This window comes from Microbacterium sp. P2_F9 (assembly GCF_056403635.1).
On sequence record NZ_JBFUFC010000007.1, the window covers coordinates 1 to 24,633 of the forward strand.

Annotated in this window: 20 protein-coding genes and 1 pseudogene; 13 read left to right on the top strand and 8 right to left on the bottom strand. The window is 65.0% G+C overall.

Annotated features, from left to right (window positions below; all coding sequences use genetic code 11):
• Positions 1-63 precede the first annotated feature (63 nt).
• Positions 64-1,077, bottom strand: a complete 1,014-nt coding sequence (locus AC1DVT_RS01460) for a LacI family DNA-binding transcriptional regulator (RefSeq protein ID WP_477385900.1) — start codon at positions 1,075-1,077, stop codon at positions 64-66.
• Between the two features lie 194 nt (positions 1,078-1,271).
• Here AC1DVT_RS01460 and AC1DVT_RS01465 point away from each other — a divergent pair, with 194 nt between their 5' ends.
• From AC1DVT_RS01465 to AC1DVT_RS01505, 9 genes are all read left to right on the top strand, one after another.
• Positions 1,272-2,795, top strand: coding sequence for an ABC transporter substrate-binding protein (locus AC1DVT_RS01465; protein WP_477385902.1), 1,524 nt, complete (start codon positions 1,272-1,274; stop codon positions 2,793-2,795).
• 33 nt (positions 2,796-2,828) lie between these two features.
• Complete coding sequence (locus AC1DVT_RS01470; protein ID WP_477385904.1) at positions 2,829-3,770, top strand: ABC transporter permease; 942 nt, start codon at positions 2,829-2,831, stop codon at positions 3,768-3,770.
• Positions 3,767-5,554, top strand: a complete 1,788-nt coding sequence (locus tag AC1DVT_RS01475; RefSeq protein WP_477385906.1) for a dipeptide/oligopeptide/nickel ABC transporter permease/ATP-binding protein — start codon at positions 3,767-3,769, stop codon at positions 5,552-5,554. Before AC1DVT_RS01470 ends, AC1DVT_RS01475 begins: the two co-directional genes overlap by 4 nt.
• Positions 5,551-6,387, top strand: coding sequence for an ABC transporter ATP-binding protein (locus tag AC1DVT_RS01480; RefSeq protein WP_477385908.1), 837 nt, complete (start codon positions 5,551-5,553; stop codon positions 6,385-6,387). Before AC1DVT_RS01475 ends, AC1DVT_RS01480 begins: the two co-directional genes overlap by 4 nt.
• Entirely contained in the window at positions 6,380-7,891 is a 1,512-nt protein-coding gene (locus AC1DVT_RS01485; protein WP_477385909.1) for a glycoside hydrolase family 43 protein, read from the top strand. The genes AC1DVT_RS01480 and AC1DVT_RS01485 overlap by 8 nt, the downstream gene beginning before the upstream one ends.
• A 216-nt stretch (positions 7,892-8,107) precedes the next feature.
• Positions 8,108-9,313, top strand: a complete 1,206-nt coding sequence (locus AC1DVT_RS01490) for a multidrug effflux MFS transporter (RefSeq protein ID WP_477385911.1) — start codon at positions 8,108-8,110, stop codon at positions 9,311-9,313.
• A gap of 78 nt (positions 9,314-9,391) precedes the next feature.
• Complete coding sequence (locus AC1DVT_RS01495) at positions 9,392-11,794, top strand: glycoside hydrolase family 3 N-terminal domain-containing protein (protein WP_477385913.1); 2,403 nt, start codon at positions 9,392-9,394, stop codon at positions 11,792-11,794.
• Between the two features lie 15 nt (positions 11,795-11,809).
• The gene (locus AC1DVT_RS01500; protein WP_477385915.1) at positions 11,810-14,227 is read left to right on the top strand and encodes a glycoside hydrolase family 2 TIM barrel-domain containing protein; all 2,418 of its coding nucleotides are present in this window, start codon (positions 11,810-11,812) and stop codon (positions 14,225-14,227) included.
• A gap of 140 nt (positions 14,228-14,367) precedes the next feature.
• Positions 14,368-15,963, top strand: a complete 1,596-nt coding sequence (locus AC1DVT_RS01505) for a DUF5597 domain-containing protein (protein ID WP_477385917.1) — start codon at positions 14,368-14,370, stop codon at positions 15,961-15,963.
• A gap of 546 nt (positions 15,964-16,509) precedes the next feature.
• Here the strand turns inward: AC1DVT_RS01505 and AC1DVT_RS01510 are convergent.
• From AC1DVT_RS01510 to AC1DVT_RS01530, 5 genes and pseudogenes are all read right to left on the bottom strand, one after another.
• Positions 16,510-17,754: an NYN domain-containing protein gene (locus AC1DVT_RS01510; protein WP_477385919.1), complete on the bottom strand. Its 1,245-nt coding sequence runs from the start codon at positions 17,752-17,754 to the stop codon at positions 16,510-16,512.
• A gap of 179 nt (positions 17,755-17,933) precedes the next feature.
• Complete coding sequence (locus AC1DVT_RS01515) at positions 17,934-18,377, bottom strand: DUF4333 domain-containing protein (RefSeq protein WP_477385957.1); 444 nt, start codon at positions 18,375-18,377, stop codon at positions 17,934-17,936.
• A gap of 162 nt (positions 18,378-18,539) precedes the next feature.
• Positions 18,540-18,650 (bottom strand): annotated as a pseudogene (locus tag AC1DVT_RS01520) (DUF2510 domain-containing protein); the annotation flags it as partial.
• Positions 18,651-18,749: 99 nt separating this feature from the next.
• Positions 18,750-19,871: a tyrosine-type recombinase/integrase gene (locus AC1DVT_RS01525; protein ID WP_457100669.1), complete on the bottom strand. Its 1,122-nt coding sequence runs from the start codon at positions 19,869-19,871 to the stop codon at positions 18,750-18,752.
• Entirely contained in the window at positions 19,864-20,466 is a 603-nt protein-coding gene (locus tag AC1DVT_RS01530) for a hypothetical protein (RefSeq protein WP_477385921.1), read from the bottom strand. The genes AC1DVT_RS01525 and AC1DVT_RS01530 overlap by 8 nt, the downstream gene beginning before the upstream one ends.
• 360 nt (positions 20,467-20,826) lie before the next feature.
• Here AC1DVT_RS01530 and AC1DVT_RS01535 point away from each other — a divergent pair, with 360 nt between their 5' ends.
• From AC1DVT_RS01535 to AC1DVT_RS01550, 4 genes are all read left to right on the top strand, one after another.
• Entirely contained in the window at positions 20,827-21,102 is a 276-nt protein-coding gene (locus AC1DVT_RS01535) for a glutaredoxin domain-containing protein (RefSeq protein ID WP_477385923.1), read from the top strand.
• Between the two features lie 285 nt (positions 21,103-21,387).
• The gene (locus tag AC1DVT_RS01540) at positions 21,388-22,146 is read left to right on the top strand and encodes a hypothetical protein (RefSeq protein ID WP_477385925.1); all 759 of its coding nucleotides are present in this window, start codon (positions 21,388-21,390) and stop codon (positions 22,144-22,146) included.
• A 23-nt stretch (positions 22,147-22,169) separates the two neighbouring features.
• Positions 22,170-22,430 carry a hypothetical protein gene (locus AC1DVT_RS01545; protein ID WP_477385927.1) on the top strand — a complete coding sequence of 87 codons (261 nt, stop codon included), beginning with the start codon at positions 22,170-22,172 and terminating at the stop codon, positions 22,428-22,430.
• A 541-nt stretch (positions 22,431-22,971) separates the two neighbouring features.
• On the top strand, positions 22,972-23,190 hold the full coding sequence (locus AC1DVT_RS01550; protein WP_477385929.1) for a hypothetical protein: 219 nt from the start codon (positions 22,972-22,974) through the stop codon (positions 23,188-23,190).
• 37 nt (positions 23,191-23,227) lie between these two features.
• Here the strand turns inward: AC1DVT_RS01550 and AC1DVT_RS01555 are convergent, their stop codons facing one another.
• Both AC1DVT_RS01555 and AC1DVT_RS01560 read right to left on the bottom strand, forming a co-directional pair.
• Complete coding sequence (locus AC1DVT_RS01555; RefSeq protein WP_477385931.1) at positions 23,228-24,244, bottom strand: zeta toxin family protein; 1,017 nt, start codon at positions 24,242-24,244, stop codon at positions 23,228-23,230.
• The gene (locus tag AC1DVT_RS01560; protein ID WP_457100677.1) at positions 24,241-24,498 is read right to left on the bottom strand and encodes a hypothetical protein; all 258 of its coding nucleotides are present in this window, start codon (positions 24,496-24,498) and stop codon (positions 24,241-24,243) included. Before AC1DVT_RS01560 ends, AC1DVT_RS01555 begins: the two co-directional genes overlap by 4 nt.
• Positions 24,499-24,633: the final 135 nt, after the last annotated feature.

Consider the following 24,633-nt stretch of genomic DNA (forward strand, 5'->3'; position numbering starts at 1 on the left):
GGCGGATGGATGCCGGGATCCGGCATCCATCCGCCCTCCCTGTTTGCGGAAGGCAATGGGAGGTCAGCCGATCGGCCTCGTCGAGCCGCGGAGGATCAGTTCGCCCGGCAGTTCGACGCGCTCATGGTGACCGTCGTCATGTCGGCGCAGCCCGCTGACCAGTTCCACGGCCTTGGCCGCCATGTCCTGCAGCGGCTGGCTCACCGAGCTGAGCGGGGGACTCAACCGCGATGCGCGCGGTTCGTCGTTGAAGCCGATCACGCTGATGTCGTCTGGGATTGACTTGCTGAGCATCTGCGCTGCGCGGTAGACGGAGGCAGCCATCTCGTCGTTGCAGGCGAAGACACCGATGTGTCCCTCGCCTGTGAGCACGCGCAGCAGCGAGTCGCTCACCGACGCCTTCGTCCAGTCCGAGTCCACGTGCACAATGTCGCGGCCAGGGGCGAACTCCTCGATGGCTTTGCGGAATCCCTCCTCACGGGCGCGGCCGAAGCGATACTGCGGTGTACCCGTCAAAACCACGAAGCGGTCCGTGCCGGACAACGCAAGATGACGGCCCGCGTCGTGGCCGCCGCGCCAATCCGTGGTGCCGACACTTGCAAGGGTTCCTTCCGGGTCTGAGCGTGGCTCGAGGAGGACGACGGGTATACGCAGTCCCCGCAGGTTGTCCAGCTGGCCGCGGGTGGGTCGGATGATCCCGATCACGACTCCGGACGGTCGTCTGGTCGCGACGCGGGCGGGCCAGTCATCATTCGGATCGTCGCGCTCAAGGGTCAGAACGAGGTCGTAGCCGCGTGCGAACGCCGCCTTCCGGGCTCCGGTGACGACGGCGTTTGTCCACCAGTCATCGAAACTGCCCAGGACGAGCTCAATGAGCCGCGGATCCAGAGTGGTGGGCCGGCCCCGTGTCACCGCGGACCGGTCATATCCGAGCTCATCGGCCGCGGCCAGGACCCGCTCGCGCAGGTCACGACTCAGTTCGCCGCGTCCGGACAGGACGCGTGACGCAGACGCGAGCGACACGCCCGCGCGCTCGGCGACCTTGCTCAGGGTCACGCGTTCTTCCGGGACATCCATCCGCTTATTGTGCCCTCCTGTTATTGCGCAAGCCAGCACGAACTTGCGCAATATTCAAGGGGAGCGTTGAGAATACACCAACCCGGCTCGTACTTTGAATCCGCACCCAAACCCTGCGTGAGGTTGCGCACACTGCCAGACAAAGCCGCTGAGCAGTCAGTCGCACACTGAGCGACAATACAAAGGAGTATGAAATGCAACGCAAGCATCTCGCCTTGCTGGTTCCGATCGCGGCCCTCGCGCTCGTTGCCACGGGCTGCACCAGCGCCGGCTCAGGTGGCGGACCGTCCGCCTCCGGAGGGGAGAAGGACACCCTGACCCTCGCCTTCGAGACGGACCCCTACGGCTGGGATCCGTCAAGCCAGCCGGGCTATCAGAACTGGCAGGCCGAAGCAGTCTGGGACACGCTCGCCTTCTGTGGCGCAGACGGTTCGCTCTCACCCGCCGCGGCCGAGAAGTTCGAGGTCTCGAACGAGAACAAGACATTCACTGCACATCTGCGTGAGGGCATGAAGTTCTCGGACGGCACTCCAGTCGACGCGGACGCCGTCCAGGCGTCCTTCGAGTACCTGATGGAGAACGGTGGGTCGACGGCCGACTACAAGGGGATCACGTTCGACTCTCCTGATGAGCAGACGATCAGCATCACGTGGCCGGAGTCGCAGCCGGTGATGGAGAACAAGATCTGCTCCCCGAAGCTGGTTCCCGCGGACTACCTCGCGGCCGGCAAGTTCGACGTGCCGGTCGGATCTGGCCCGTACGTGCTTGACACCGACAAAACCACCACCGGGTCCGTCTACACGTTCAAGAAGAACGAGGACTACTGGGGTGCGAAGGACTACCCGTACCAGAACCTGGTGATCAAGACTTTCGCGAACGAGGCGGCCGCGGTCGCCGCTCTGAAGACCGGCCAGATCGACGCGGGCCTTGTGGGGTCGGCCGATGTGGAGCAGGTCGAGGGAAGCGGATTCGACGTCCTCAAGCAGCAGGGCCAGACCACGCGTCTGCTCCTCACCGATCACCTCGGCGAGGTGGTGAAGCCGCTCGGCGATCTCAAGGTGCGTCAGGCGATGAACATGGTCTTCGACAAGGAGTCCATGGCGAAAAACCTGTACCAGGGTCTTGCCGAGCCCACGCCGCAGGTCTTCCGCAAGGGCACCGCCGCGTACATCGACGGTATGGAGGACCCGTATCCGTTCGACGTGGATGCCGCAAAGAAGCTCATGGAAGAAGCAGGGTACGCGGACGGATTCGATCTGGAGCTTCCCACCATCGAGGGCCAGAACTTCGAGACCCTGATGCCATATGTCACCGAGCAGCTCGCGAAGATCAACATCCGCGTCACGCAGGTTCCGCTTTCCGGCGCCAACGCGATCACCGACCTTCTGAGTGGAACGTATCCTGTGGTGCTGTGGCAGCTGGGCAACCTCGGCAACTCGGCGCAGCAGATCTACGTCGAGTCGACCCCTGAGGGTTGGTGGAACCTCGAGCACCAGCCGGACGAGTACGTCGACTCACGCTGGGCTCAGATCGCGACGGCGACGCCGGAGGAGTCGGCGAAGCTGCAGAAGGAGATCAACCAGTACCAGGTCGACCAGGCATGGTTCGCACCGATGGTCTACATGGGCACGAACTTCGCCTACGACGGGAACAAGGTCGTCATCGACCAGGTCTCGGACCAAGAAGCCCTGACTCCGAAGCTGCGCGACTTCAAGTAAGCCGCCGGCGACCTGCGTCTGGAGAAATCAACCATGTGGCTTTCACTTGCACGAAACCTCGGCCGGTCCATTGCCGTCCTGCTGGTCGTCACCTTCGTGACCTTCAGCCTGATGTTCGGCAATGCGTCGGGAATTGCCAAGGCCGTGCTCGGATTTTCGGCCACGGAGGAGGATGTCCAGGCGCAGGTCGCCAAGCTCGGACTAGACCGACCCCTGCTGGTGCAGTATGGCGACTGGCTGTGGTCAGCGCTGCAGGGCGACCTCGGCCAGTCCTTGTACACCGGAGAGTCGGTCACGAGCGCACTCGCCAACCGTGTCCCCGTCACTCTCGCTCTCATCGTGATCACTCTGGTGTTCACCGCGATCCTCAGCATCGCTCTCGGCGTCACGGCCGCAGTGAAGGGAGGGGGTGTGGACCGGTCGCTGCAGATCATCTCCGTGGCGGGCACGGCGATCCCGTCCTTCATCGTCGCGATCGCTCTCGTCTACTTCTTCGCGATCCAATGGCACATCTTTCCGGCAACCGGATACGTCTCACCCAGCGAGAGCGTCTCCGGATGGATGGCCTCTCTCGCCCTCCCGGTGACCGCGCTGCTGATCGGTGCCGTCGCTGGCGCCGCGCAGCAATTCCGCACCTCCGTGCTGGATAACCTCGGCAAGGACTTCGTGCGCACGCTGCGTGCCCGCGGCATCAACGAGCGGGAGATCATCCTCCGCAACGTGCTCCGAAACTCAGCCGCCCCTGGCCTGACCGCATTGGCGCTCACCGTCATCGGCCTGCTCGGCGGTGCCGTCTTCATCGAAGCGGTGTTCGCGCTGCCAGGCATGGGCCAGCTCGCCTACACCGCCGCGCTGATCAGTGACGTCCCTGTGGTGATGGGAACCGTGCTCGTAACGGCCGTCATCGTGCTGGTCGTCAATTTCCTCGGCGATCTTGGCATCGTCATTCTCAACCCGAAGGCGAGGACCCGATGAGCATCGAAACCGAAGGGGCCATGCTCGAGGAACGAGCACTCGAAGCGCGTCCGCCTCGCCGGCGATCGACGCTGCGCCGGCTGCTCCGCAACCCGATCGCCGTCGCCGCGCTCGTGTTCCTCGCGCTTGTCATCATCGTCGCGATCCTCGCTCCCTGGATCGCACCGTGGGGACCGCAGGAGACGGATCTCGACGCGACCAACGCGCCCCCCGGGACGCCCGGACACCCGCTCGGCGGAGACAGCGCAGGACTCGACATCCTCTCCCGCCTGATCTGGGGCTCGCGGCAGACGGTCCTCGCCGTCGTCATCGTCCTGATCGTCTCCCTCGTCGTCGGTGTCACCACGGGGCTCATCGCCGGCTTCTACCGCGGCAAGTTCGAAGGCGTGGCAGGATTCATCACCGATGTGGTGATGTCCCTCCCCGGCGTCGTGCTGCTGATCGCGCTGTATGCACTCACCGGCCCCAACATCGCACTTGCCATGGCGGTCTTCGGCCTGATCGTCGCGCCGACCTACTACCGACTGGTGCGCTCGATCGTGCTCGGAGTGCGCAACGAACTCTACGTCGACGCCGCACGGGTGGTCGGGCTGAGCGACAGCAGGATCATCGGACGCCATGTGCTGTGGGCAGTGCGCGCGCCTGTGATCATCCACAGCTCGTTCATCATGGCGGCGGCGATCGGAATCGAGGCAGGACTCTCATTCCTTGGTTTGGGCGACCCGACGACGGCATCATGGGGCGTGATGCTGCAGCGAGGATTCGCCGGTATCTACAACAACCCCTGGGCGGTCCTCTGGCCGGCGCTGGCGATCGGCCTGAGCATCCTGAGCCTCGTCCTGCTGGGCAACGCCCTCAGCGACGTGCTTCAGGAATCAGCGAGAAGCACGATCCCCACTCCCCGGCAACGCGAAGCGCTGCTCTCCACCGCGCAGCTCCGACTGCCGGTGGGCGACGCCGCCAGTGCCGAGCTTGACGGCGACGCCATCCTCTCCGTCCGTGATCTGCGGATCGGATACCCCGGGCCTGGAGGCACAGTCGCAGAAGTCGTGCACGGCGTCGACCTCGACCTGCGGAAAGGCGAGGTGCACGGGCTGGTCGGCGAATCAGGATCCGGCAAATCGCAGATCGCCTTCGCAACACTCGGAATCCTGCCGCGAGAAGCCCTCGTCATCAGCGGACGGATCGAACTCGATGGCGTCGATCTGCAGGCCGACCCCGCCGCGATGAAAGCAGCGCGCGGACGACGCATCGCGTACATCCCCCAGGAGCCGATGTCGAACCTGGACCCGTCCTTCACGATCGGCTCGCAGCTATCACGTGGGCTGCGCTCCTCACGGCCGATGAGCAAGAAGGCAGCGAACATCAAACTGCTCGGGCTGCTCGACCGGGTCGGCATCCGAGAACCGGAGCGGGTCATGAAGCTGTACCCGCACGAGATCTCCGGAGGAATGGCGCAGCGCATCCTGATCTGCGGAGCCGTGGCATCCGACCCCGACATCATCATCGCCGACGAGCCCACCACCGCCCTCGACGTCACCGTCCAGGCCGAGGTCCTCGAACTGCTCCGCGAACTGACCGACGAGCGTGGTCTCGCGATGCTGCTGGTGACCCACAACCTCGGCGTGGTGGCGGACCTCTGCCACCGGGTCAGCGTGATGAGAGCCGGGCACATCATCGAACACGCCGATGTCGATCAGATCTTCGCCGCACCGAGCGACCCTTACACCCGTGAACTGCTGGTCTCCTCCCGCAGCGTCGAACTGATGGCGGACCTGTCATGAGCGCGCCGCTGCTCGAAGTCCGTGACCTCGTCGTCCGCTACCGCGGGCGCCGCCGACAGGAAACGACCGTGATCGATCATGTGTCATTCGACCTTCACCCGGGAAAGACGTTGAGCCTGGTCGGCGAATCCGGATCGGGCAAGACCACCATCGGCCGCGCCATCCTGGGCCTCGCGCCAGTGTCCGAAGGAACAGTCCGCTTCCGCGGTGACCTCATCAGCGGCGTCACACGATCGAAGCGACGCCAACTGGCCACCGACATCCAGGTCGTCTTCCAGGACCCGTACTCCTCGCTCAATCCCGCGATGACCGTGGAGAACATCCTCGTCGAGCCGCTCAATGCCGCCGGCGTCGAGGGCGGGCGTCAGAAAGTACGTGACCTCCTAGATGCAGTGGGATTACCGGTGGACGCCGGTGGTCGCTACCCGCGCGAGTTCTCCGGAGGCCAACGGCAACGGGTCGCGATCGCCCGAGCCCTCGCGCTCAACCCAGCGATCATCGTCTGCGATGAGCCGACGAGTGCGCTCGACGTGACGACCCAGGCGCGCGTGCTCAAACTCTTCAAGGAGATCCAGAAGAACACGGGCGTGGCCTATCTCTTCATCAGCCACGATCTCGGCGTCGTCAACGAGATCAGCGACGACATCGCGGTGCTCTTCCGCGGGCAGATCGTAGAGATCGGGCCCGCGCAGCAGGTGGCGACCGCCCCGAGGGACGCCTACACGCGACGACTTCAGATGGCCGCTCCCATCGCCGATCCCGCCAAGCAGCGGATCAGGCGGGCGCAACGCCTCGCCCTCATCGCCACCGAGCAATCGGGCGTAGATGCCTGAGCCGCTCGCGTCCGTGATCTCGCCGGGCCTGGCCGTTCCGGCTGAGTACAACCCGATCGTCCCGGGGTTCTTTCCCGATCCGACCATCTGCCGCGTGGGCGATGACTACTACCTCGCGCATTCGAGCTTCGAGTACTTCCCCGGCGCTCCGCTGTTCCACAGTCGAGACCTGACGTCGTGGACACAGATCGGCAACATCCTCACGCGCCGTTCGCAGTTCCGGGCCGGCACGTCCGGGCCGTCGACGGGAATCTACGGCTCAACCCTGCGACACCGTGACGGCCGGTTCTGGTTCATCACCACCAATGTCAGCGACTTCGATGCAGGCCAGGTGCTCGTCAGTGCGATGGATCCGACGGGACCGTGGAGCGAGCCCGTCTTCATTCCACAGGCGATCGGAATCGACCCCGACCTGAGCTGGGACGAGGATGGCACGTGCTACCTGACGTGGCACGTGCTCGACTTCACCGTCGGCGGCCAGGGGATCCGTCAAGCGCCCATCGACCTCGGGACAGGCAGGCTGCTCGAACCTGAGTACCCGGTCTGGCAGGGAAGCGGTATGCCCATCGCGGAAGGACCGCATCTCTACCGGATCGGCGAGCACTGGTACCTGATGCTCGCCGAAGGCGGAACCGAGCGAGGCCACAGTGTGACCATCGCCCGCGGCCCGAGTCCTCGAGGTCCCTTCGAGTCGTGTCCGTGGAACCCGGTGTTCACGCACCGCAGCAGCGATCATCCCGTCCAGAACGTCGGCCACGCCGATCTGGTTGAAGGTCCTGACGGGGAGTGGGCGGCGGTGTACCTCGGCGCCCGCCCTCGCGGCTCGACACCGGGGTTCCACGTGCTCGGTCGTGAGACCTTCCTCAGCGGTGTCGAGTTCGTGGATGGCTGGCCTGTGTTCAACGAGAGACGGTATGTCATTCCGACGCCCAGCACGGGGTTCCTCGACGACTTCACCGCCGAGCGCTTGGACCCGCGGTGGGTGGTCGCCGACGGCGAGCCGGACACGATCCTCGACATCGCGTCAGGCGACGGGGCCCGATTCCGCACATGGGGGACGCCATCCTCGTTCCTCTGCACGCGCGTCCGCGACTTCGTCTGGACAGCGGATGCCGAGATCGAGCACGCCGGTTCGATCGGCCTCCGGCTCGATGATCGGCACTGGTGCGGACTCATCGCCGAGAACGGCGGAGCACGGGCGGTGGTTCAAGTCGGCGACTTCCGGTCAACGCTCGCCAACGTCGACCTTTCTGGGCGGCGGTCCACGCTGCGCATCTCCGCCGTCGCGCCCAAAGGCAAACCGCTGCCGTTCGGCTACGCGGGGCCGGACGACGTCGTGCTCTCGGTGGGGGAGGGACGTGACTTCACCGAAGTCGCGCGATTCGATGGCCGTTACTTCTCCACGGAGGTCGCAGCCGGGTTCACCGGCCGGATGCTGACCTTGGGATCGYCGTCGTCCGAGGGCAGGGTCCTTTCCTTCCGCTACGCACCCACATCGGACTGATCCGCTACCGGGGGAGTTCTTTTGCGCAAGCAATCGGCGTCCGCTTCCCGACGGGTTTGTATTGGTTGCTGGTCCTTTCGCTTTCACGCGTTGGGCGCGTATCGCGATCCCTCGGTGATGCTTCTCTCACTTGGAGCACCTCAGATGTCAGATTCACGCGCCTCCGCTTCACGCCCGTCGTACGGCGACACGTCCACCGCGAGTCTGCTCGCGGTGGTGGCAGGTCGTCCGCTGCATCCGGTGGTGTTCGTAGTGGTCCTCGGCGCGCTCACTGCGCTTGGTCCGTTCACGATGGACCTCTATCTGCCGGCATTTCCGATGGTGGCAGAGGACCTGCACACCTCCGCCACCATGGTCCAGGTGACACTCACGGCGACCGCCGTCGGTCTCGGGATCGGTCAACTGGTAGTGGGCCCCTTGAGCGACGCAGCCGGGCGCCGGATTCCGTTGATGGCGGCGACTGCACTGCATGTGGCTTGCAGCGTGATCATTGTGGTCGCACCTACGATCGAACTGGTTGCGATCGCTCGATTCGGTCAGGGATGCGGTGCCGCGGCCGGCGCGGTGGTGGCGTCGGCGATGGTGCGCGACGTGTTCGGCGGATTGCGGCTTGTGCGGATTGGCGCGCGCATCGCGCTCGTCAATGGAGCGGCGCCGATCATTGCGCCCGTCCTCGGCTCCCAGTTGCTGCTGTTCACTACGTGGCGGGGCGTGTTCGCAGTGCTCGCGCTGTTCGGGATGGCGGTTCTGATCGCCGCAGCGATCCTGCTGCCGGAGACGCGTCCGCGCAGTCGACGTATCGAATCCACGACGACCGCTCGCGCGCGCATCGCGATTCTGCTCAGAGATCGCGTCTACGTCGGGACCGTGCTGGTGTCGTCGATGGTCTTCGCGGCGATCGTGAGCTACCTCTCCACTTCCCCCTTCGTCTTTCAGGAGGGATTCGGTCTGTCGGCACAGGCGTTCGGTTGGCTGTTCGCCGTATGCGCGATCGGCCTGCTGATCGCGACCCAACTCGCTGCGCGTCTGATGCGCCGTTACCAACCGGCCAAGCTCCTCGGCGGCGCACTTCCCGTTCTGATGTTGAGCGGCCTCGGGTTTGCGCTGATTGCGGTCAGCGGGGGTGGATGGGTGTGGGCGCTGGCTGCCGGGTTCGTGCTGGTCGCGGTACACGGCTTCACCAATCCGTGCACTCACGTGCTGATCTTGGCCGACCACCCGAACGAGTCCGGAACGGCTGTCGCACTCAGCGGCTTCGTCAACTCCGTCGTCGGCGGCTCGCTGTCGCTCCTGCCCGCAGTCCTCGGAGGAGTCGGGATGCTGTCACTCGGCATCACCGTCATGGTTGTGTCGGTGATTGCCCTGATCCTCCTGTGGCTCATCGTCAGACCGCGGCACGTACCGCCTCTTTCGATCAATTGAGCAAGACAATATCCGCGGGCGCCCCGTCAAACGGCGGCATCGCCCGGCTCCGATCCGAGACACCGAAGAAGGTTCAAGATGTCCTCTCACGCGACGTACAGCGACGCACGCTTGAGCCCCGAAGAGCGCGCAGATCTGCTTCTCGCCGAGATGACACTTCGTGAGAAAGCCCACCAGCTCGTCTCGGTGCCGCCGTGGTACCTCGTGCTTGCAGACGGAAACGACCCCGCCGAACGTGCCGAGTGGCTCGCCAAGGCACCGGGCCACATCTGCAACTTCGGCGTCGACGACCCCGCGACGATGGCGCGCATCGTCGGCGATTTGCAGCGCACCGCGATCGAAGGCACACGGCTCGGCATCCCGCTGCTCGTGCACATCGAAGCCTTGAACGGCGTCCTCGCCGGCGGGCACATGGTGTTCCCGACGTCGATCGGACTAGCCGCCACCTGGAGCCCGGACCTCGTGCAGGAGATGGCCGACACCATCCGCCGTCAGCTGACGCGGGTGGGCGTTCGCCAGGCGCTTTCGCCGAACATGGATGTCGCGCTCGACCCCCGGTGGGGCAGGGTGCACGAGACCTACGGCGAGGACCCGTACCTCGTTGCCGCGCTCAGTGTCGCCTACACACGCGGCCTGCAGGGCGACGACCTCCGCACCGGCGCCATCGCGACCGCCAAGCACTTCGTCGGCTACGGTCTGCCGACCGGGGGTGTGAACCTTTCCTCGTATGAAGGCGGCCCCCGGCGGACGCGCGACCTGTTCGCCTACCCGTTCGAGGCCGCGATCCAGCTCGCCGGCCTCGCCTCCGTGATGAACTCCTACAGCGACGTCGACGGCGTCCCCGCCGCCGCGAGCCCCGAGATCCTCACGACGCTCCTTCGCGACACCATCGGCTTCACCGGGTTCGTCTCCAGCGACTACATGACGCTTGAGCACATCGTCACCCGTCAGCGCGCCGCAGCCTCCGCGGGAGATGCCGGGCGTCTCACGATCGCCGCAGGGCTCGACACCGAATTCCCCATTCCCTATGGCTACGGTGACGCGCTCGTCGCGGAGGTGGAATCCGGTCGTGCGGACATCGCCCACGTCGATCGGTCCGTTCACCGCATCCTCACCGCGAAGTTCCGGCTCGGACTGTTCGAGAACCCCTACCCCGCCGAGCGGATCGACATCGCCGAGGTTGCGGCGGAAGGCATCGATCTGTCCCGTGAGCTCGCGCGTCGCTCGGTCGTGCTCGTCAAGAACGATGGGCTGCTCCCGCTCGTGTCGGCAACCACGAGCGTGGCCGTCATCGGCCCGCACGCCGACGCGGTGAAGCTGCAGTTCCCGACCTACAGCTACCCCGCCTTCCGCGACATGACGACATTCATGTCGGGAGGCGGCATGGGCAACATGGTCGGAATCGATCCGGGCATGACGGCATGGAACGACAGCCTCTTCGCCTCGATGCCGATCGAGGATTTCGTCCGTGACCGCCTCGACGCGACATCCCTCGTGGAAGAAGTCAGCCGGCACGCCTCGGCGGTGCACCTCGCACAGGGCAGCAGCCTGACCCGCGACCTCGGCGAGGATGCGATCGCCGACGCGGTCGCCGCCGCCCAGGCCTCCGACGTGGTCGTCCTTGCCCTCGGCGGCGCGAGCCTTTGGTTCAATGGCGAGCGTACCGAGGGGGAGGCAAGCGACTCCGCAGACATCTCGCTGCCCGAGGCGCAGACGCGGCTGGCCGAAGCGGTGGCGGCGACGGGCAAGCCGGTCGTTGTGGTGCTCGTGCAAGGCCGGGCGTACACGCTTCCGACGGTGATTCAGGATGCCGCAGCCGTCGTCGTCTCGTCGTACGGTGGGCCGTTCGGCCCTGCTGCGGTGGCCGACGTGCTGTTCGGCGCCGTGAACCCGAGCGGCAGATTGCCGTACAGCATCCCTCGGCACACCGGCCAGATCCCCGTCTACCATCACCAGCGATACGGCACGGGATACCGCAACCCGCTGCCCCCCGACGTCGACCGCCACTACCTCGACATGCCGGCGACACCGCTGTACACGTTCGGGCACGGGCTGAGCTACACGAGCTTCGCGTTCTCGGACATGTCAGCGGATGCCCAGATGACGACGAGCGGCGAGACGCAGATCGCCGCGACCGTCACCAATTCGGGACAGCGCGCGGGCGACACCGTGGTGCAGCTCTACGTGAGGGTGAACACGGCGGGAGCAACTCGACCCGCTCAGCAGCTTGCCGGCTTCACAAGGGTTTCACTCGAGGCGGGGGAGTCACGGCGGGTGACGTTCACCCTCTCTGCCGCGCAACTCGGGTACACGGACATCGGCGGCGAGTTCGTTGTCGAGCCCGCCTCAGTCGATGCGTGGCTGAGCTTCGACGCGGAGACCCATCCGGTGGAGGCTGCGCTGCGCGTCACGGGTCCCCGGCGAGTCCTCGCCAGTTCCGACCGAGAGTTCCTCTCTCACTGCACGACGGCTTCGGTCTGAGGAAGGGTTGTCATCGTGAGCGTTTCGAGATTCAACACCGGCTGGCAGGTCGCGCCGAACGTCAGCGTGTTCTCCGAGATAACGGGAGGCTCTACTTCGGCCGTGGACGTCACGCTCCCGCACGATGCGATGCTCGCACTTCCACGGCGCGCGGACGCCGCCAGCGGGTCGTCGAGCGGCTACTTCGAAGGTGGGGCGGTGACCTACCGCAAGGAGTTCGAGGCGCCAGACGCCTGGCGCGAGCGCGTCATCGAGCTGGAGTTCCAGGGCGTCTACCGCGATGCGATGGTCTACCTGAATGGGATCCTCATCGGTCAGCGACCGAATGGATACTCGCCGTTTCGGGTGCGCATCGACTCTGCTCTGCGCTACGGCGAGACGAATCGGCTGCGTGTGGACGCTCGCGCGTATCGCGACTCGCGGTGGTACTCGGGACTGGGCATCTACCGGGACGTGCTCCTTCATGATCTTCCGGTCACGCACCTGGTGCCCGGCGGAGTACGTGTGACGACCCCCGACGTCGACGACGAGCGCGCCGTGGTGGAGGTCGCCATCGAGGTCGCGAACCCGGCACGTCTGGCATCCACGAGAGGCATGCGTGTCCGCGTAGTAGATCCGGCAGGTGTGGAAGTCGCCTCCGGTGAGGCCATCGTCACCACGAGATCGGGCGAGACTTCAATCGCCCGCTTGCGGCTCTATGTGACCGAGCCGCGACGGTGGAGCGTCGAGTCGCCGGACCTTTACGAGGTCGTGACCGAACTCTTGGACGATGGCGAAGTGCAGGATTCTGCGACGGTCGCCCTCGGCATCCGCACCCTCCAACTCGACCCGCAGCGGGGCTTGCGCATCAACGGCGTCACGACCAAGCTCCGCGGCGCGTGCATCCACCACGACAACGGCGTCCTTGGGGCGGTGTCGGTGCCAGAAGCCGAAGAGCGCCGCATCCGCATCCTCAAGTCCGCCGGGTTCAACGCGATCCGCTCGTCCCACAACACCGCCGGCCCGGCACTCTTGGACGCCTGTGATCGACTGGGGATGCTGGTGATCGATGAGGCGTTCGACATGTGGACCGAGGGCAAGCAGCCGTTCGATTACTCGCTCAACTTCACCGAGTGGTGGCAGCGCGACATCGAGGCGCTCGTGCGCAAGGACTTCAACCATCCGAGCGTGATCATGTACTCGATCGGCAACGAGATCCTGGATGCGGGCAAACCGCTGGGCGCTGCGATCGGCCGTGACCTCGCCGAAGCGGTCCGAGCGCTGGACCCCACACGGTTCCTCACCAACGGCATCAGTGGATTCGTGGCCACCCTTTCGGACACGGTCCCAGAGATCCAGGCCGAGCTGGGCGGTATCCCGGGCGGAATCAATGACACTCAGGGTGTCGGCAAGGCGATCCTCGATAGGGTTGGACGCTCGGAGTTCGTCACCGCAGCGACGGCCGAATCGCACTCCGTCGTCGACGTCGCCGGCCACAACTACGCCTCATGGCGATACGAGGAGGAGCGCGATCGCTTCCCGAACCGCGTAGTGCTTGGCACCGAGACGAATCCCAAAGACATCGCCGAGAACTGGAGCCTCGCCACTCGTCTTCCTTGGGTGCTGGGCGACTTCACCTGGACAGGATGGGACTACCTCGGCGAAGCCGGCCTCGGGATGGTCTCTTACCCCGAAGACGGCGCCAGCTGGGATGCCGACCGATACCCGGCACTTCTGGCCTTCTGCGGCGACATCGACATCACCGGTCATAGGCGGCCGGCCTCGTACTTCCGCGAGATCGTGTTCGGGCTGCGAGCCGAGCCATATCTCGCCGTCCACACGCCACGCGCGGACGGTCGTCACCCCGCGACGCTCGACTGGGCGTGGACGGACAGTGTCGCGGAGTGGTCGTGGGATGTGGCGTCGGGCACCCCGATGACCGTAGATGTCTACAGCGATGCGGATGAGGTGGAACTCACCCTGAACGGCGCAAGCCTGGGTCGCCTKCCCAGTGGGCCGACCCACGGGTTCCTTGCGTCCTTCACGGTGCCGTACAAGCATGGCGAGCTGACGGCCGTGAACTGGCACGATGGTGAGCCGGCCCAGAAGACGACGCTTCGGTCGTCGCACGAGGTACGCCACCTGCACGTCGAAGTCGAAGCGGTGAACCAATCTCACCTTCGCCGTGAGCACGAGTACGTGTCGATCGCTCTGACCGATGATGAGGGGCGCATCGTCCCGTTCGATGATCGGCGCGTCACGGTCATCGTCACGGGTGATGTGCAGCTGCTCGGACTCGGATCCGCCAGGCCCAGCACGGAAGACAGATATATAGGCGACGCGTGTCGCACGTATCAGGGCCGGGCGCACGCGGTCGTACGACGGATCGACGGCGGAGAGGGGAAACTCTCGGTGGAGTCGGACGGACTCGACCCCATCAGCATCGTCATCTGATGAGGTCCTCGGGCGTGGCGGCGGACGCGCTCGCTCGCGGACTCGCGCCTGCCGAGCTCGTGCCCGCATTTTGCGCAACGGACTCCACTTCTGCATGAGTTCGGGCACCGTGGGCTTATGACAATTGCGATCGAGTCACGATGAATGCGGCCCTTCACCGGAAGATCGTCGACGGCCGTTACTACCTCGACGGGAAGCCATTGCTGATCGTCGGCGGTGAGTTGCTCAACTCCAGCTCGAGCACACCCGCGGCGATCGACCGTTCCCTCGACACGATGGCGGCATTGGGGGTCAACACTGTGCTCGCGCCCGTTGCCTGGGAGTCGATCGAGCCGAAGGAAGGCGCCTTCGACTGGTCACTTGTCGACCACCTCCATGCCGCTGCGGTGAGGCGCGATCTGCACTTGATCCCACTGTGGTTTGGAACATGGAAGAACGGCATGTCCACCTATGCGCCCGCCTGGGTCAAGGTGGACACCGCGCGGTTCCCACGCATCGAGACACCCAGCACGGGACGCACCGAATCCGTCACACCCTTCTCCCCGGAAGGGTGCGCTGCGGATGGGAACGCATTCTCCGCCTTCATGAGACGGCTGCGAGAACTCGACGACGGCCGCACCATCCTCCTCGTGCAGGTCGAGAACGAGGTCGGCGTGCTGGGCGATGCGAGGGACCACTGCCCGGAGGCTCAGCTCGCATGGCAGCAACCTGTGCCGGATGGCGTCATCTCCGCCGTCGACGACGCGGGCGAAGGGCGCCTCCGGGCTGCGTGGACGGGCGCGGGGAGCCCCCGAGCATCTTCGTGGGATGAGACATTCGGTGCTGAGGCTCCTGAGGCGTTCATGGCGTATGAGTACGCCAAATACGTCGAAGCCGTCGCGGCCCTCGGCCGGAGGGAGTACGACATTCCTCTGTACGCGAATGCGTGGGTGGATGCGAATGCCGAGAGCGATGGAGGCAATTCCTCCCTCTTGCTGGCCGGCGGTGTGATGCCTGGTGTATATCCGAGTGGCGGTCCTCTTCGTCACACCGCCCCGATCTGGCGATCCACAGCGCCGACCCTGGACCTCCTCGCGCCCGACATCTACTTCGGCTCGTTCGATGCGATCGCAGCGGAGTATCGGGCCATCGACGATGTCCTGTTCATCCCCGAGATGATGAGCAACCGTGTCGGCATCGGGCACATGTTCCAGGCCGTCGGCGCGCACGGCGCAATGGGAGTGTCACCGTTCGGGATCGATGAGCTGCCGGACTCGAATGCGGATCTTCCCTACCTGCGCGACGCATTCCGAGTGCTGCGCGGGGTTGGACAGATCCTCGCCTCCCTCCCTGGCGCCTCGGCGCACGGCTTCACGTTGACGCCGGACGACCGCTCGACGCACTTCGACGCTGACGACGTCCGCTTCGAGATCACCGCCGACCATCTGGAGGGCGTGTTCCCACCTGATTACCCGGGGTACGGGTGCATCATCCACACGGCTCCAGATACCGTTTTCGTGGCTGGCCGAGGATTCGCCGTCACGCCAACGGTGCAAGACGGGCGGGTGGGCATTCTGACGGCAGAGGAACTGGAGTGGCACGGCGCGGACTGGCGAGTGACGCGAAGACTCAACGGCGACGAAGCCGGCAGGACGGTTCGAGTCACCTCGCTGCATCAGAAACAGCTCGAGCTGTTCCCGATCCCGCAGAACCTGCGGTCGACCGGCATCGTGCGGATCAAGACATACCGCTACTGAGTTCGACTCTGGTGTAACGCCCGAAAGGAACCGTGATGAGCCTGCGACCAATCCGTTGCCGGGTCCTTGGTCCTCCTTATTCACGCCCGCGGTGATGCTGCAGATCCCACGGGCTAGCGCGCGGTGATTTCGAGTCGCCCGTCAGGGTCCCCCAAGGGTCCCCGCGCATTTCGAGAATGACGATTCCGGGCGCTCCTCGAGTGCATGCAGTGCGTGGAGTGTGACCCGCCGAAGCACGGGAATCACCTGGTGAGGCCGGAGATGCGCAGGATTCCGCGGCAGGACACATATCGCAGCGACCGCGGAGGGAAACGCCGATTTCACCCTGCTAAGGTGGAGACCCCTCACGGGGTCCGAGGGTTCAAATCCCTCCGTCTCCGCTCACTGTTTTGGCCCTCGATCCCTTGAAAACACTGGGATCGCGGGCCATAGCTTTCTCATAGAATCGCCGTTTGCGTAAGGAATGCGTAAAGTCGCGGGCACATCGCTCGTGGCCAGTCGCGCATGCGATCCCGAATGGTGTTGAGGACTTGGCGGTACGACGGGTTACTCCTCGCTCGAGACAAGCTCTACGAGCCCACCGCTCACCCAGCTCGCGACCTCTTCGAGCTCGGCGGGGCTGAGCTCGATCCGGGCGCCCCGGCATAGCCCGAGCACGTTCTCTGACCAGATCGCAGCTAGATCGGAGGCCGTCGGCTCGCCTTGAAGGTCGGCGCCTGCGAAGAGCAACCCATTGATGACGAAGTTGATCGATGCACGCCCGATCGGGGAATCGCTCTGGGCACACTCGTCGCGGACACGCTTCGATGTCTCTGTGCGACTGAACGGGAACAGTGCGAGGTCGAAGGCGAGCTGTTCCAGCAGCGCACGGTACGCCGACTGGCTGAGAGGTGGGACCTCGGTGATGCTGCTCACCTGACGTTGCAGTTCGTCCGGCCCCGGAGCCGGGGCGGCGCTGGTGGGGGTCGGCTCAGGGATGTCTGCCTGGCTGAATCGCGTCGCATCCCACACATATCCGGGAGTGCGGGTGTCGACCGACAGATCCGGGAGAGTGCGCTCGAGCCATGCGCTGAAAGAACCCGAGTCATCCCAATTGGAATCGCGAAGGTATGGCTCAACACGGAGAGCGGCAGCTGCCGCCGCTGAGAGGGCCACAGGACGGGCTGCGGACTCGGCGAGATGGCGAACCGCATTGGCAGCGGCTCCTGGATTCGCGGCTGCGGCCGTTGTTGGCTCGGCAGAGTGGCCGGTACCTGACGTCGTCTGACCCTCCACCGCAGGGGCGGGCTCATGCGGCTCCGGTCTGGTCAGGAGGGCAATCAGTGCGTCCGCTCCCAGGACCGTGTCTGCAGAGGCCCGATAGGCGGCCGCTGCTGGCCCTGAAGTGATGATCGTCACATGACGGTCCGCCGCGCGGCAACGCGCAATGAGCGGGGTGAAGTCGGCGTCCGCGCTGAGGAAGATGAACTCATCGAACGTGGTCCGCGCGCTCAGTGCGTCCACGGCGTCGAGCACGAGGTTGATGTCTGCACTTGACTTGCCCTGCTGCGTGAGTGAGGGGCAATCGACCACTTGGAATCCGGCTCTGGTGAAGTTGGGTCGGTAGCGAGAGAACGGTGCCGGGTTCAAGTAGCACTTGCGAATCAGGAAGCGGCGGGTGAACGGCCCATCCACGTCGGACCCTGTTGCAAGGATGTCGACCCAACGCGMAGGATCTTCAGCGAACGACTTTGCCGCGTCGGCATCGAGGCGCTGGAGTCCTGAGTAGACGTTGTCGAAGTCGACGAACATGGCCGAGCGGAGTCTGCGCGATCCGAGCGGCCCAGCTTCACCATGAGTCACGATCACCATCTTGCCCGGCGAGATCCGATGTGAGGCTGAGCCGAGCCGGTTGACGGCTCAGGATCGCGTAACGCCCTTGTTCTGCACTTCTTCCGTTTGCAGCGCACGTAGACGTTGACCTCGCAGGGTTACGGCTGGACCATCTCCCACGTCACGTTCGAGTCGTCGAGCATGGTCACGTTGATGACGTAGCTGGACCCTGACGCGCCTGTCGCGGTACACGAGAACACATCGCCGACGTCAGATGACGGGTTCGGGGGACACGTGACGACTACCGCCTCGCCCGTCTGTGCGGTCGCCCAAGTCCCGATCTGCGATTCCAAGGCCGGGACGTCGAGCTGGTTCGCGTTCACGATCATCGTGCCGCCGATCAAGACGAGGAAGATGGACGACACCACGAGGGCGAAGATCGACTCCCGCTTCTTCGTGGGTCGCCGAATGGCGATCACAAGGCCGATGATCGCCAGAATGAACGCAGCGACCACCATGAGGATGTTGAGCGCGCCGAAGACGAGTCGCATCACTGGATCTGCGCCCGTCAGAAACCACAGGATGGCGCTGACGCCTAGCACGAGCAGCAAGATCAGAATGAGAGATGCCTTCGCCGGGCCGTTTGTCGACGTCAGCGGTGCTGAGGCGTATGAAAAGGAGCCGTACGGCTGGGGTTGCCCGTAGTGCGGACTCGTCGCGCTGGACCCTGAAGCGGTGCGGGCTGGCTGGCGCACGGGTTCGGCAGGGCGAACGTGCTCTGTCCAGCGAGTGCCGTCCCACCAGCGCGTTTGCTGGGTGTTGCTGTCGTGCAGCCAGCCGGGCGGGGGTCCGCCCGCGCTCGTTCCATCTGTCATCGTCTCCCCAGTCACATGAGCGGCGCCCCCGCGCCCGGCCTAAAGAGAAACGTATCGGGTCGTGACGACAGACTCGCGACACGTATCCCCGCCACTCGGTCAGGCGTCATCGTGGCTACCCATCTGCCACACGCCAACCTTTGTCGCTGCTCGATCAAGAGCGCTGGCCACCGCGTCGAGGTCCTCTTCAAACAGGTCCGAGTACACGTCGAGCGTCATGGCCGCAGACGTATGGCCGAGCATGCGCTGGATTGTCTTCACGTTCGCGCCCGACTGCACGGCCAATGACGCAGCCGTGTGCCGTAGGTCATGAATCGTCATCAGCGGCAGGTCAGCTTTCGCGAGCGCGGTCTTGAACCATGACTTCGAGCCATCACTCGTCCGGGTGCGCCGCATGAAGCCGCCGTCCCGAGCTGAGAACACCAGCCCGTCGCTCGAACTACCTGCGGTTGCGACCAGGAGCTCCTCGACGAGAAACGCCGGAACCGGGACGAGCCGGCCCTTGTGTGACTTCGTCGTACCGACGTGGATCTGACCGTGCACCTCGACCGCATTCGCGTGGATGTGGAGCCGACCCTTGGCTGCGTCGATGTCCTTCACACGTAGCGCGGTCGCCTCGCCCCACCGGATGCCGGTGTACGCAAGCAGCAGCACGAGCAGAGCACGATCGCCGGAGTGCCGCGCCAGCCGCATGACTTCCTCGTGGGTGAGGTAGCCGTGCCGGCCACGGGTCTTCCTCGGCAGTCCGATCCTTCCCATACGCGCAGGGTTCGATGCGATTCGGCCGTCATAGACGGCGTCATCGAGGATGCTGGCGAGCACCCCGAACGTCCGGATGGTGACCGTCGCCCCGAGCTCGCCCGTCAGCTTCGCGACCCAAGCGCGAACGTCGGTGTGTCGAATGTCCGCCACTTCCCAGCGTCCCCAGATCGGCTTCACCCTCAGACGCCACGCGGTCTCTACCGGAGCAAACGAGGATGGCTTCATCGACGCCCGCTTCGCTTCGAGCCAGATAGGCCCAAGCGTCTCGATGGTGACCTTGGCAGCCTGAGGGTCGATGTACGCACCCTTCGCACGCGACGTCTCGATCTCGGCGAGCCAGACCTCGGCATCCCGCTTGCGAATGAAGCCACGCCTGCCGCCGTGCGAACCGTCGGGCTTCTTGTAGCGGACCTCGTACCGCTTGCCCTTGGCCGTCGTGTAGGCCTGGACGCTACCCACCAGCCGGTCGACCGGCGTTGTAATTCATGCCCTCGAGGCGGCCCGCCTTGCGCGCGTCGATGATCCACTGGGATGCGGTGCGGTGGGGGATGCCGAGTTCGTGCTGGAGCAGCTTTGCCGGCGGCAGTCCAGCCAGGGCCGCGCTGCCGTAAAGCAGTTCGACGACCTCCATGCGAGCGTCTCCTCCACCGCGCTTGACGACCTCGGCGGCGACACGAGGCGGAAGGATGCGGCCGGCGGCCGTCGTCAGCTGATCCACCGACAGCCATTCCGCGAGCGGATCGTCCTCGTCCTCGAGCGTCAGGAAGATGCAGCGTGGGGCTGCCATCTGCACGATCGCCTGCATTCCCACCTTCGCGACGGTGGGGTAGTTGAGTTCGACGTCGTCGCGCGTGGCGGTGTTCGTTACGCCCTTGATCACATAGCGACCCTGGGAGCGCACGTAGCGGGCCGTGACGGTTGTCTCGACTCCCACTGCCGCATCCGTCGTCGTTGCCACGAATGCGGGCGCGATGCGCAGTGCGGACCCGATGGGCTGGGTGGCTTCACGCCACGTGACCCTCCGACCATCGAGTGTCTTCACGTCGACTTTCACCTCCCTAGTCTGTCTAACCGCACGGCGCTTCTGCATTACCTCTTGCATAGGGTATCAGAAAGTGCTTCACTGAGGTTAAACCTACTGGAGGATATGCAACGGAGGGTCAATCGTGTTCACACTCACACCGATCGACTGCACTGATCCGGACCACACCTACCTCAGCCCCTTCGAGCTGGCCGAACGCCTGAGGTGTCCGCTCAGTCGGCTAACAGGGTGGCGAAAGTACGGCGGTGGCCCGGAGTTCACGAAGTTCGGCAAATCGGTCGCATACAGCGTTCGCGCCATCCACGACTGGGAGAAGGCGAATACCCATCGGCAGATCGGCGATGGTCGACTGAGCATGGGGCGGCGGTCGAGATGACCAGGGTTGTCGTCTACACGACAGGTGACGCCTGCATGCAGTGCAGGCTGACAAAGCAGGTGATGGATGCTGTCGGCCTCGCGTTCGAGAGCATCGACATCACCGAACCCGCCCACGCCCGTGATCGCGACCATGTGACGCGCGACCTCGGCTACGCGAGTGCTCCGGTCGTGGAGATCGATGGATGCGAGCACTGGTCGGGATTCGAACCCGAGCGCATTCGGGCGCTCGCCGCACGTTTCCAGCTTTCATCGGGCATCGAGGAGCGCTGAACCATGGCTGAGGCCTTTCGGGAGGGCCGGGGCCGGGAGGCGGCCTCCGAGGAGGAACGGATTGAACGGAAGCGCGCGAGCGCTCTGCGATACAGCGAAAAGCACGCTGACCACATTCGACAGAAGAGTCGGCAGTGGAAGGCCGCGCATCCGGAGAAGGTGAAGGAGTACAGAGACCGGTTCAATGAAGTACACCGAGATCGCGTCCTCGCCGAGAAGCGCGATTACGCCCGCCGACGTGTAGCTCAACTTCGCAAGGAGGCGGCAGAGAAGGAAGGCCGCCGCGTGAAAGCGCGGAAACGCTACGCGGCCAACCCGGAGGCGCACCTCGAGTATCAGCGGGAGCGCCGCGCGGCTCAGCGAGCAGCCGACCCGGAGGGATACCGCGAGGCGAAGCGGCTGCGCAACAAGCGGTGGCACGACACTCACCGCGAGCAGGAGAACGCGAAGCTGCGCGCCAAACATCGCGAGAATCCCGAGGCGAAGCGCGAGGCGGCGCTGCGCTACTACGCCGAGCACGGTGGAGAGGTGAAAGAGCGGCGCCGCGCGTACTACTGGGCGAATCGGGAGAAGCAGCTGGAGAAGCAGAGGCAGTGGCGGGCGCGGGAGAAACGCCGGCGCGAGGTCGGGCTTCCCGCGCGCCGGATCCACCGGCTCCCACAGCAAGAGCTCGCCGCGAACCGCGAAGCGGCCGACGACTTCTTCACCCGTCCTCGCAGCCCAGGAGATCTTGCGGTTCTCCGCAGTGAGCCGAAGCCCACGCCCAAGGAACTCGCCGTGTGGGCGCGAGACTGCGAGCGTGCTCGCATCGCATCAGCCATCGCCGAAGACGCTGACCGCGCGCGTCCGGTTCGCACGAGCGAGCAGCGGGCGCGAGAGGCGACTGCACGGGCCAAACGAGAAGCGGATGCCGCGGAGCAGGCTCGCATGGACGCGATCGCCCGCCTCATCAACGACCGACTCCGCCACGAACCGCGCCGCACTGCGCCGGTGCATGCGCCGCGTCCCACATTCACGATGACATCTGGAGGACTATCGCTATGAACATCCTGACGAGAGGAGCCGTCGTGTTCTTGGAGCCCGAGGTCGTCGACACCGTCCTCGCCCGCGTAGCCTCGGCGACATTCGCCTACTACCCCGGGAAGAACGTCGAAGAGGTCGGATACACCGTCTACGAGGACGTCGACTGGGCGATGGCTCCGGCACGAGGGCTGGACCCGCTCGTGCGCGCGGAATGGCGTCGGCGAATCGCCGAGGTAATCTCGAACCCTGACGCCGATCGTCGTGCCTTCATCGCCGATCTCAGGGCGCTGGCAGGGCCGCGATGACCAGCCCTCCGAGCGCGAGAGTGTGGCGGACGTGTCCGGCTTCGCGCCGGGCTTTCGATGCTTCTATGTGTGTCAAGCGGTCCGTGATGAGTGGTCGTCGGGGTGGTTTCCTTCCTCCGACGGCGAGAGGGTAGCGGGGAGGTGACGACTCCGTTCCTGTCGTGCGCTATTTGCAGACTCCGCTCTCCGCTGCGCTCCGAGCTCCGCTTATCAACCGCTCACTCGGGCACTCCGTCCTCACCTCCCCGCGTGATCAGCCGATTGTCGGAGCGAAGGTGACGCTCGAGGAGGATCCATCGGGTGCGCTTCCATAGAGCGGTCAAGAGTCACAGACGGCATATGCTCGGCCCTCCGCTTCGCTCCGGGCCTCCGCTATTCCACGACCCGGCACTCCGCCACCCCCGACCGCTTGATGCGCCAATGTCGGAGGGATGGACGGAACTGGGCTAAGGAATGTGGATACCGAGGAGCGCCGTAACTGAATGTCTGTGCCCCGGATCACACTGGCCCCAACAAACCCCTCCGAGAGTCTGAGGTTGCCATGAACACGCAGACCGTCTTCGTCATGGCGTTCACTGCGCTCGCGGTGTGCAGCGTCGCCTTCATGCTCGTCCTACCCGCGCTGGCGTCGGCAGCTGTGCACGGCAACCGTCGCGGAGGGCTGAGACTTGCAGTCCTGTTGGGGGTGCTCACTGCCGCCGCGGTCGCGATCTCCATCGCGCTCGGCGCGAATCCGGAGGCTTACTCGACCCTGGCTTGATCGCTGCTCAGCAGCTTTCTTGGCTGGGGATCGTGGCTCAAATCGAGATACCGCGGTCAGGTTGCGGCGCCGGAATGACCGGCGTGGGCGCCGGTGCGGGGCTGGGCGGACGCGAAACCGAAGTTGCCTCCCTTATCGCAACCAGTTGGCGGACAACGTTCGCCTCGACGGTCGGCCGCGCGACCGAGTCCTGCGGGAGCCCGAGCTCGGGAAGAACCTCCCGCAATGCGAGCTCATGCAACTCGATCAGCACCTCTGCCAACGGCTCTGCGATCGAGCGCAGTGACAAGGTGTAGTCCGTCATCGCTCGCAGCTCTGAGAGCCACCGCATCGCCTTCGAGGCAGACATCGGCGCAGACTGCTCTAGTTCGAGTACGCGTCCGGCCCCGACGAAGCTCGTTTCATCGGTGCGAACAGCATCGAATCGCAAGAGACCTTCACGGTCCAGGACGGTGACGCGATCAACGCTCGGCTTTGCCTCAAGTGCGGCGATTAGCTCACGCGTCTCCGCGAACCTCGTGTCGTGCTCTGCAACGCCCGTGAAGGGCGTCGACCGTCCGGCCTTCGCGTCGAGAAGGAACTTGGATGCTGTCGACAGCAGGCTCTCGGGCCTCGGTGTGGCGACCATGACGACCCGGGTGGTGAACCCGCTGTTCGAGAACAGACGGATGGCGGTGAGGCTGGTCTCCACCGCGCTGCGTGCTCCGTCGAGCAATAGAGATCGCCGTGTCGTGCGCGCGTGCCGGAGAGCGCCTTGCATCCAGGTTGCAGCCGATGTGGCAAGTAGGCGCGGAGCCTCCGGAGAGCGCGAGCGCGAGAGCTCAAGAAACTGCGGATGGAATGCGCGAAGTTCAGCCGCGGAGACCCTCGCCATCCCGTTAGGCGTTTGACGCACCAACTCGCTCGCAGCGCGGAGCGGCGCAGCGCCGGGCTGACCGACGAGGAGCACCATGACCGGTGAGCCGGCCGAAGGGGGATCGGCGAAAACCACCGGGGCGATCTTCTCGTCAAAGAGCCTCTGAAGCTCCTCGTCGCTGAGTGTCCCGCTGGTCACCGCAGAAGTCCTGAGAGTTCGGCGACGCGCTCGTTCAACCGCTCGAGGAGAGCATCGACGTCTGCGCGATCGAATGCATTGATGCTGAGCAGGTCGAGTTGAATGCGTTGGGCTTCGATGATCGCCAGTGCTGGCTCGAGAGCGTCAGCGTCGGACACGGCAAAGAGAAGCGCTGTCAGGGTGTTCGCGGCGTCCCGCGCAGCTTCGTACGCAGCTGCATCACCTGCGCGCCACGCCGAAGATTCGTGCCCCATTCTGCCTCCAGCCGAATTCTATCGAGCCGCTGACCGGGTCAACGAAGGAGTGCGGTGTCGCTGGAAGACCCGCGCGGCGCCAGGCTACGGGCACAATCGCAACAGTGACGATTAGCCACCGTGGATGCTCGGTCC

Bases quoted from the DNA above. Each gene is read 5' to 3' on its own strand.
- AC1DVT_RS01460 (WP_477385900.1), bottom strand. From the start codon at position 1,077: ATGGATGTCCCGGAAGAACGCGTGACCCTGAGCAAGGTCGCCGAGCGC.
- AC1DVT_RS01465 (WP_477385902.1), top strand. From the start codon at position 1,272: ATGCAACGCAAGCATCTCGCCTTGCTGGTTCCGATCGCGGCCCTCGCG.
- AC1DVT_RS01550 (WP_477385929.1), top strand. From the start codon at position 22,972: ATGAACACGCAGACCGTCTTCGTCATGGCGTTCACTGCGCTCGCGGTG.
- AC1DVT_RS01475 (WP_477385906.1), top strand. From the start codon at position 3,767: ATGAGCATCGAAACCGAAGGGGCCATGCTCGAGGAACGAGCACTCGAA.
- AC1DVT_RS01495 (WP_477385913.1), top strand. From the start codon at position 9,392: ATGTCCTCTCACGCGACGTACAGCGACGCACGCTTGAGCCCCGAAGAG.
- AC1DVT_RS01560 (WP_457100677.1), bottom strand. From the start codon at position 24,498: ATGGGGCACGAATCTTCGGCGTGGCGCGCAGGTGATGCAGCTGCGTAC.
- AC1DVT_RS01480 (WP_477385908.1), top strand. From the start codon at position 5,551: ATGAGCGCGCCGCTGCTCGAAGTCCGTGACCTCGTCGTCCGCTACCGC.
- AC1DVT_RS01470 (WP_477385904.1), top strand. From the start codon at position 2,829: ATGTGGCTTTCACTTGCACGAAACCTCGGCCGGTCCATTGCCGTCCTG.
- AC1DVT_RS01505 (WP_477385917.1), top strand. From the start codon at position 14,368: ATGAATGCGGCCCTTCACCGGAAGATCGTCGACGGCCGTTACTACCTC.
- AC1DVT_RS01535 (WP_477385923.1), top strand. From the start codon at position 20,827: ATGACCAGGGTTGTCGTCTACACGACAGGTGACGCCTGCATGCAGTGC.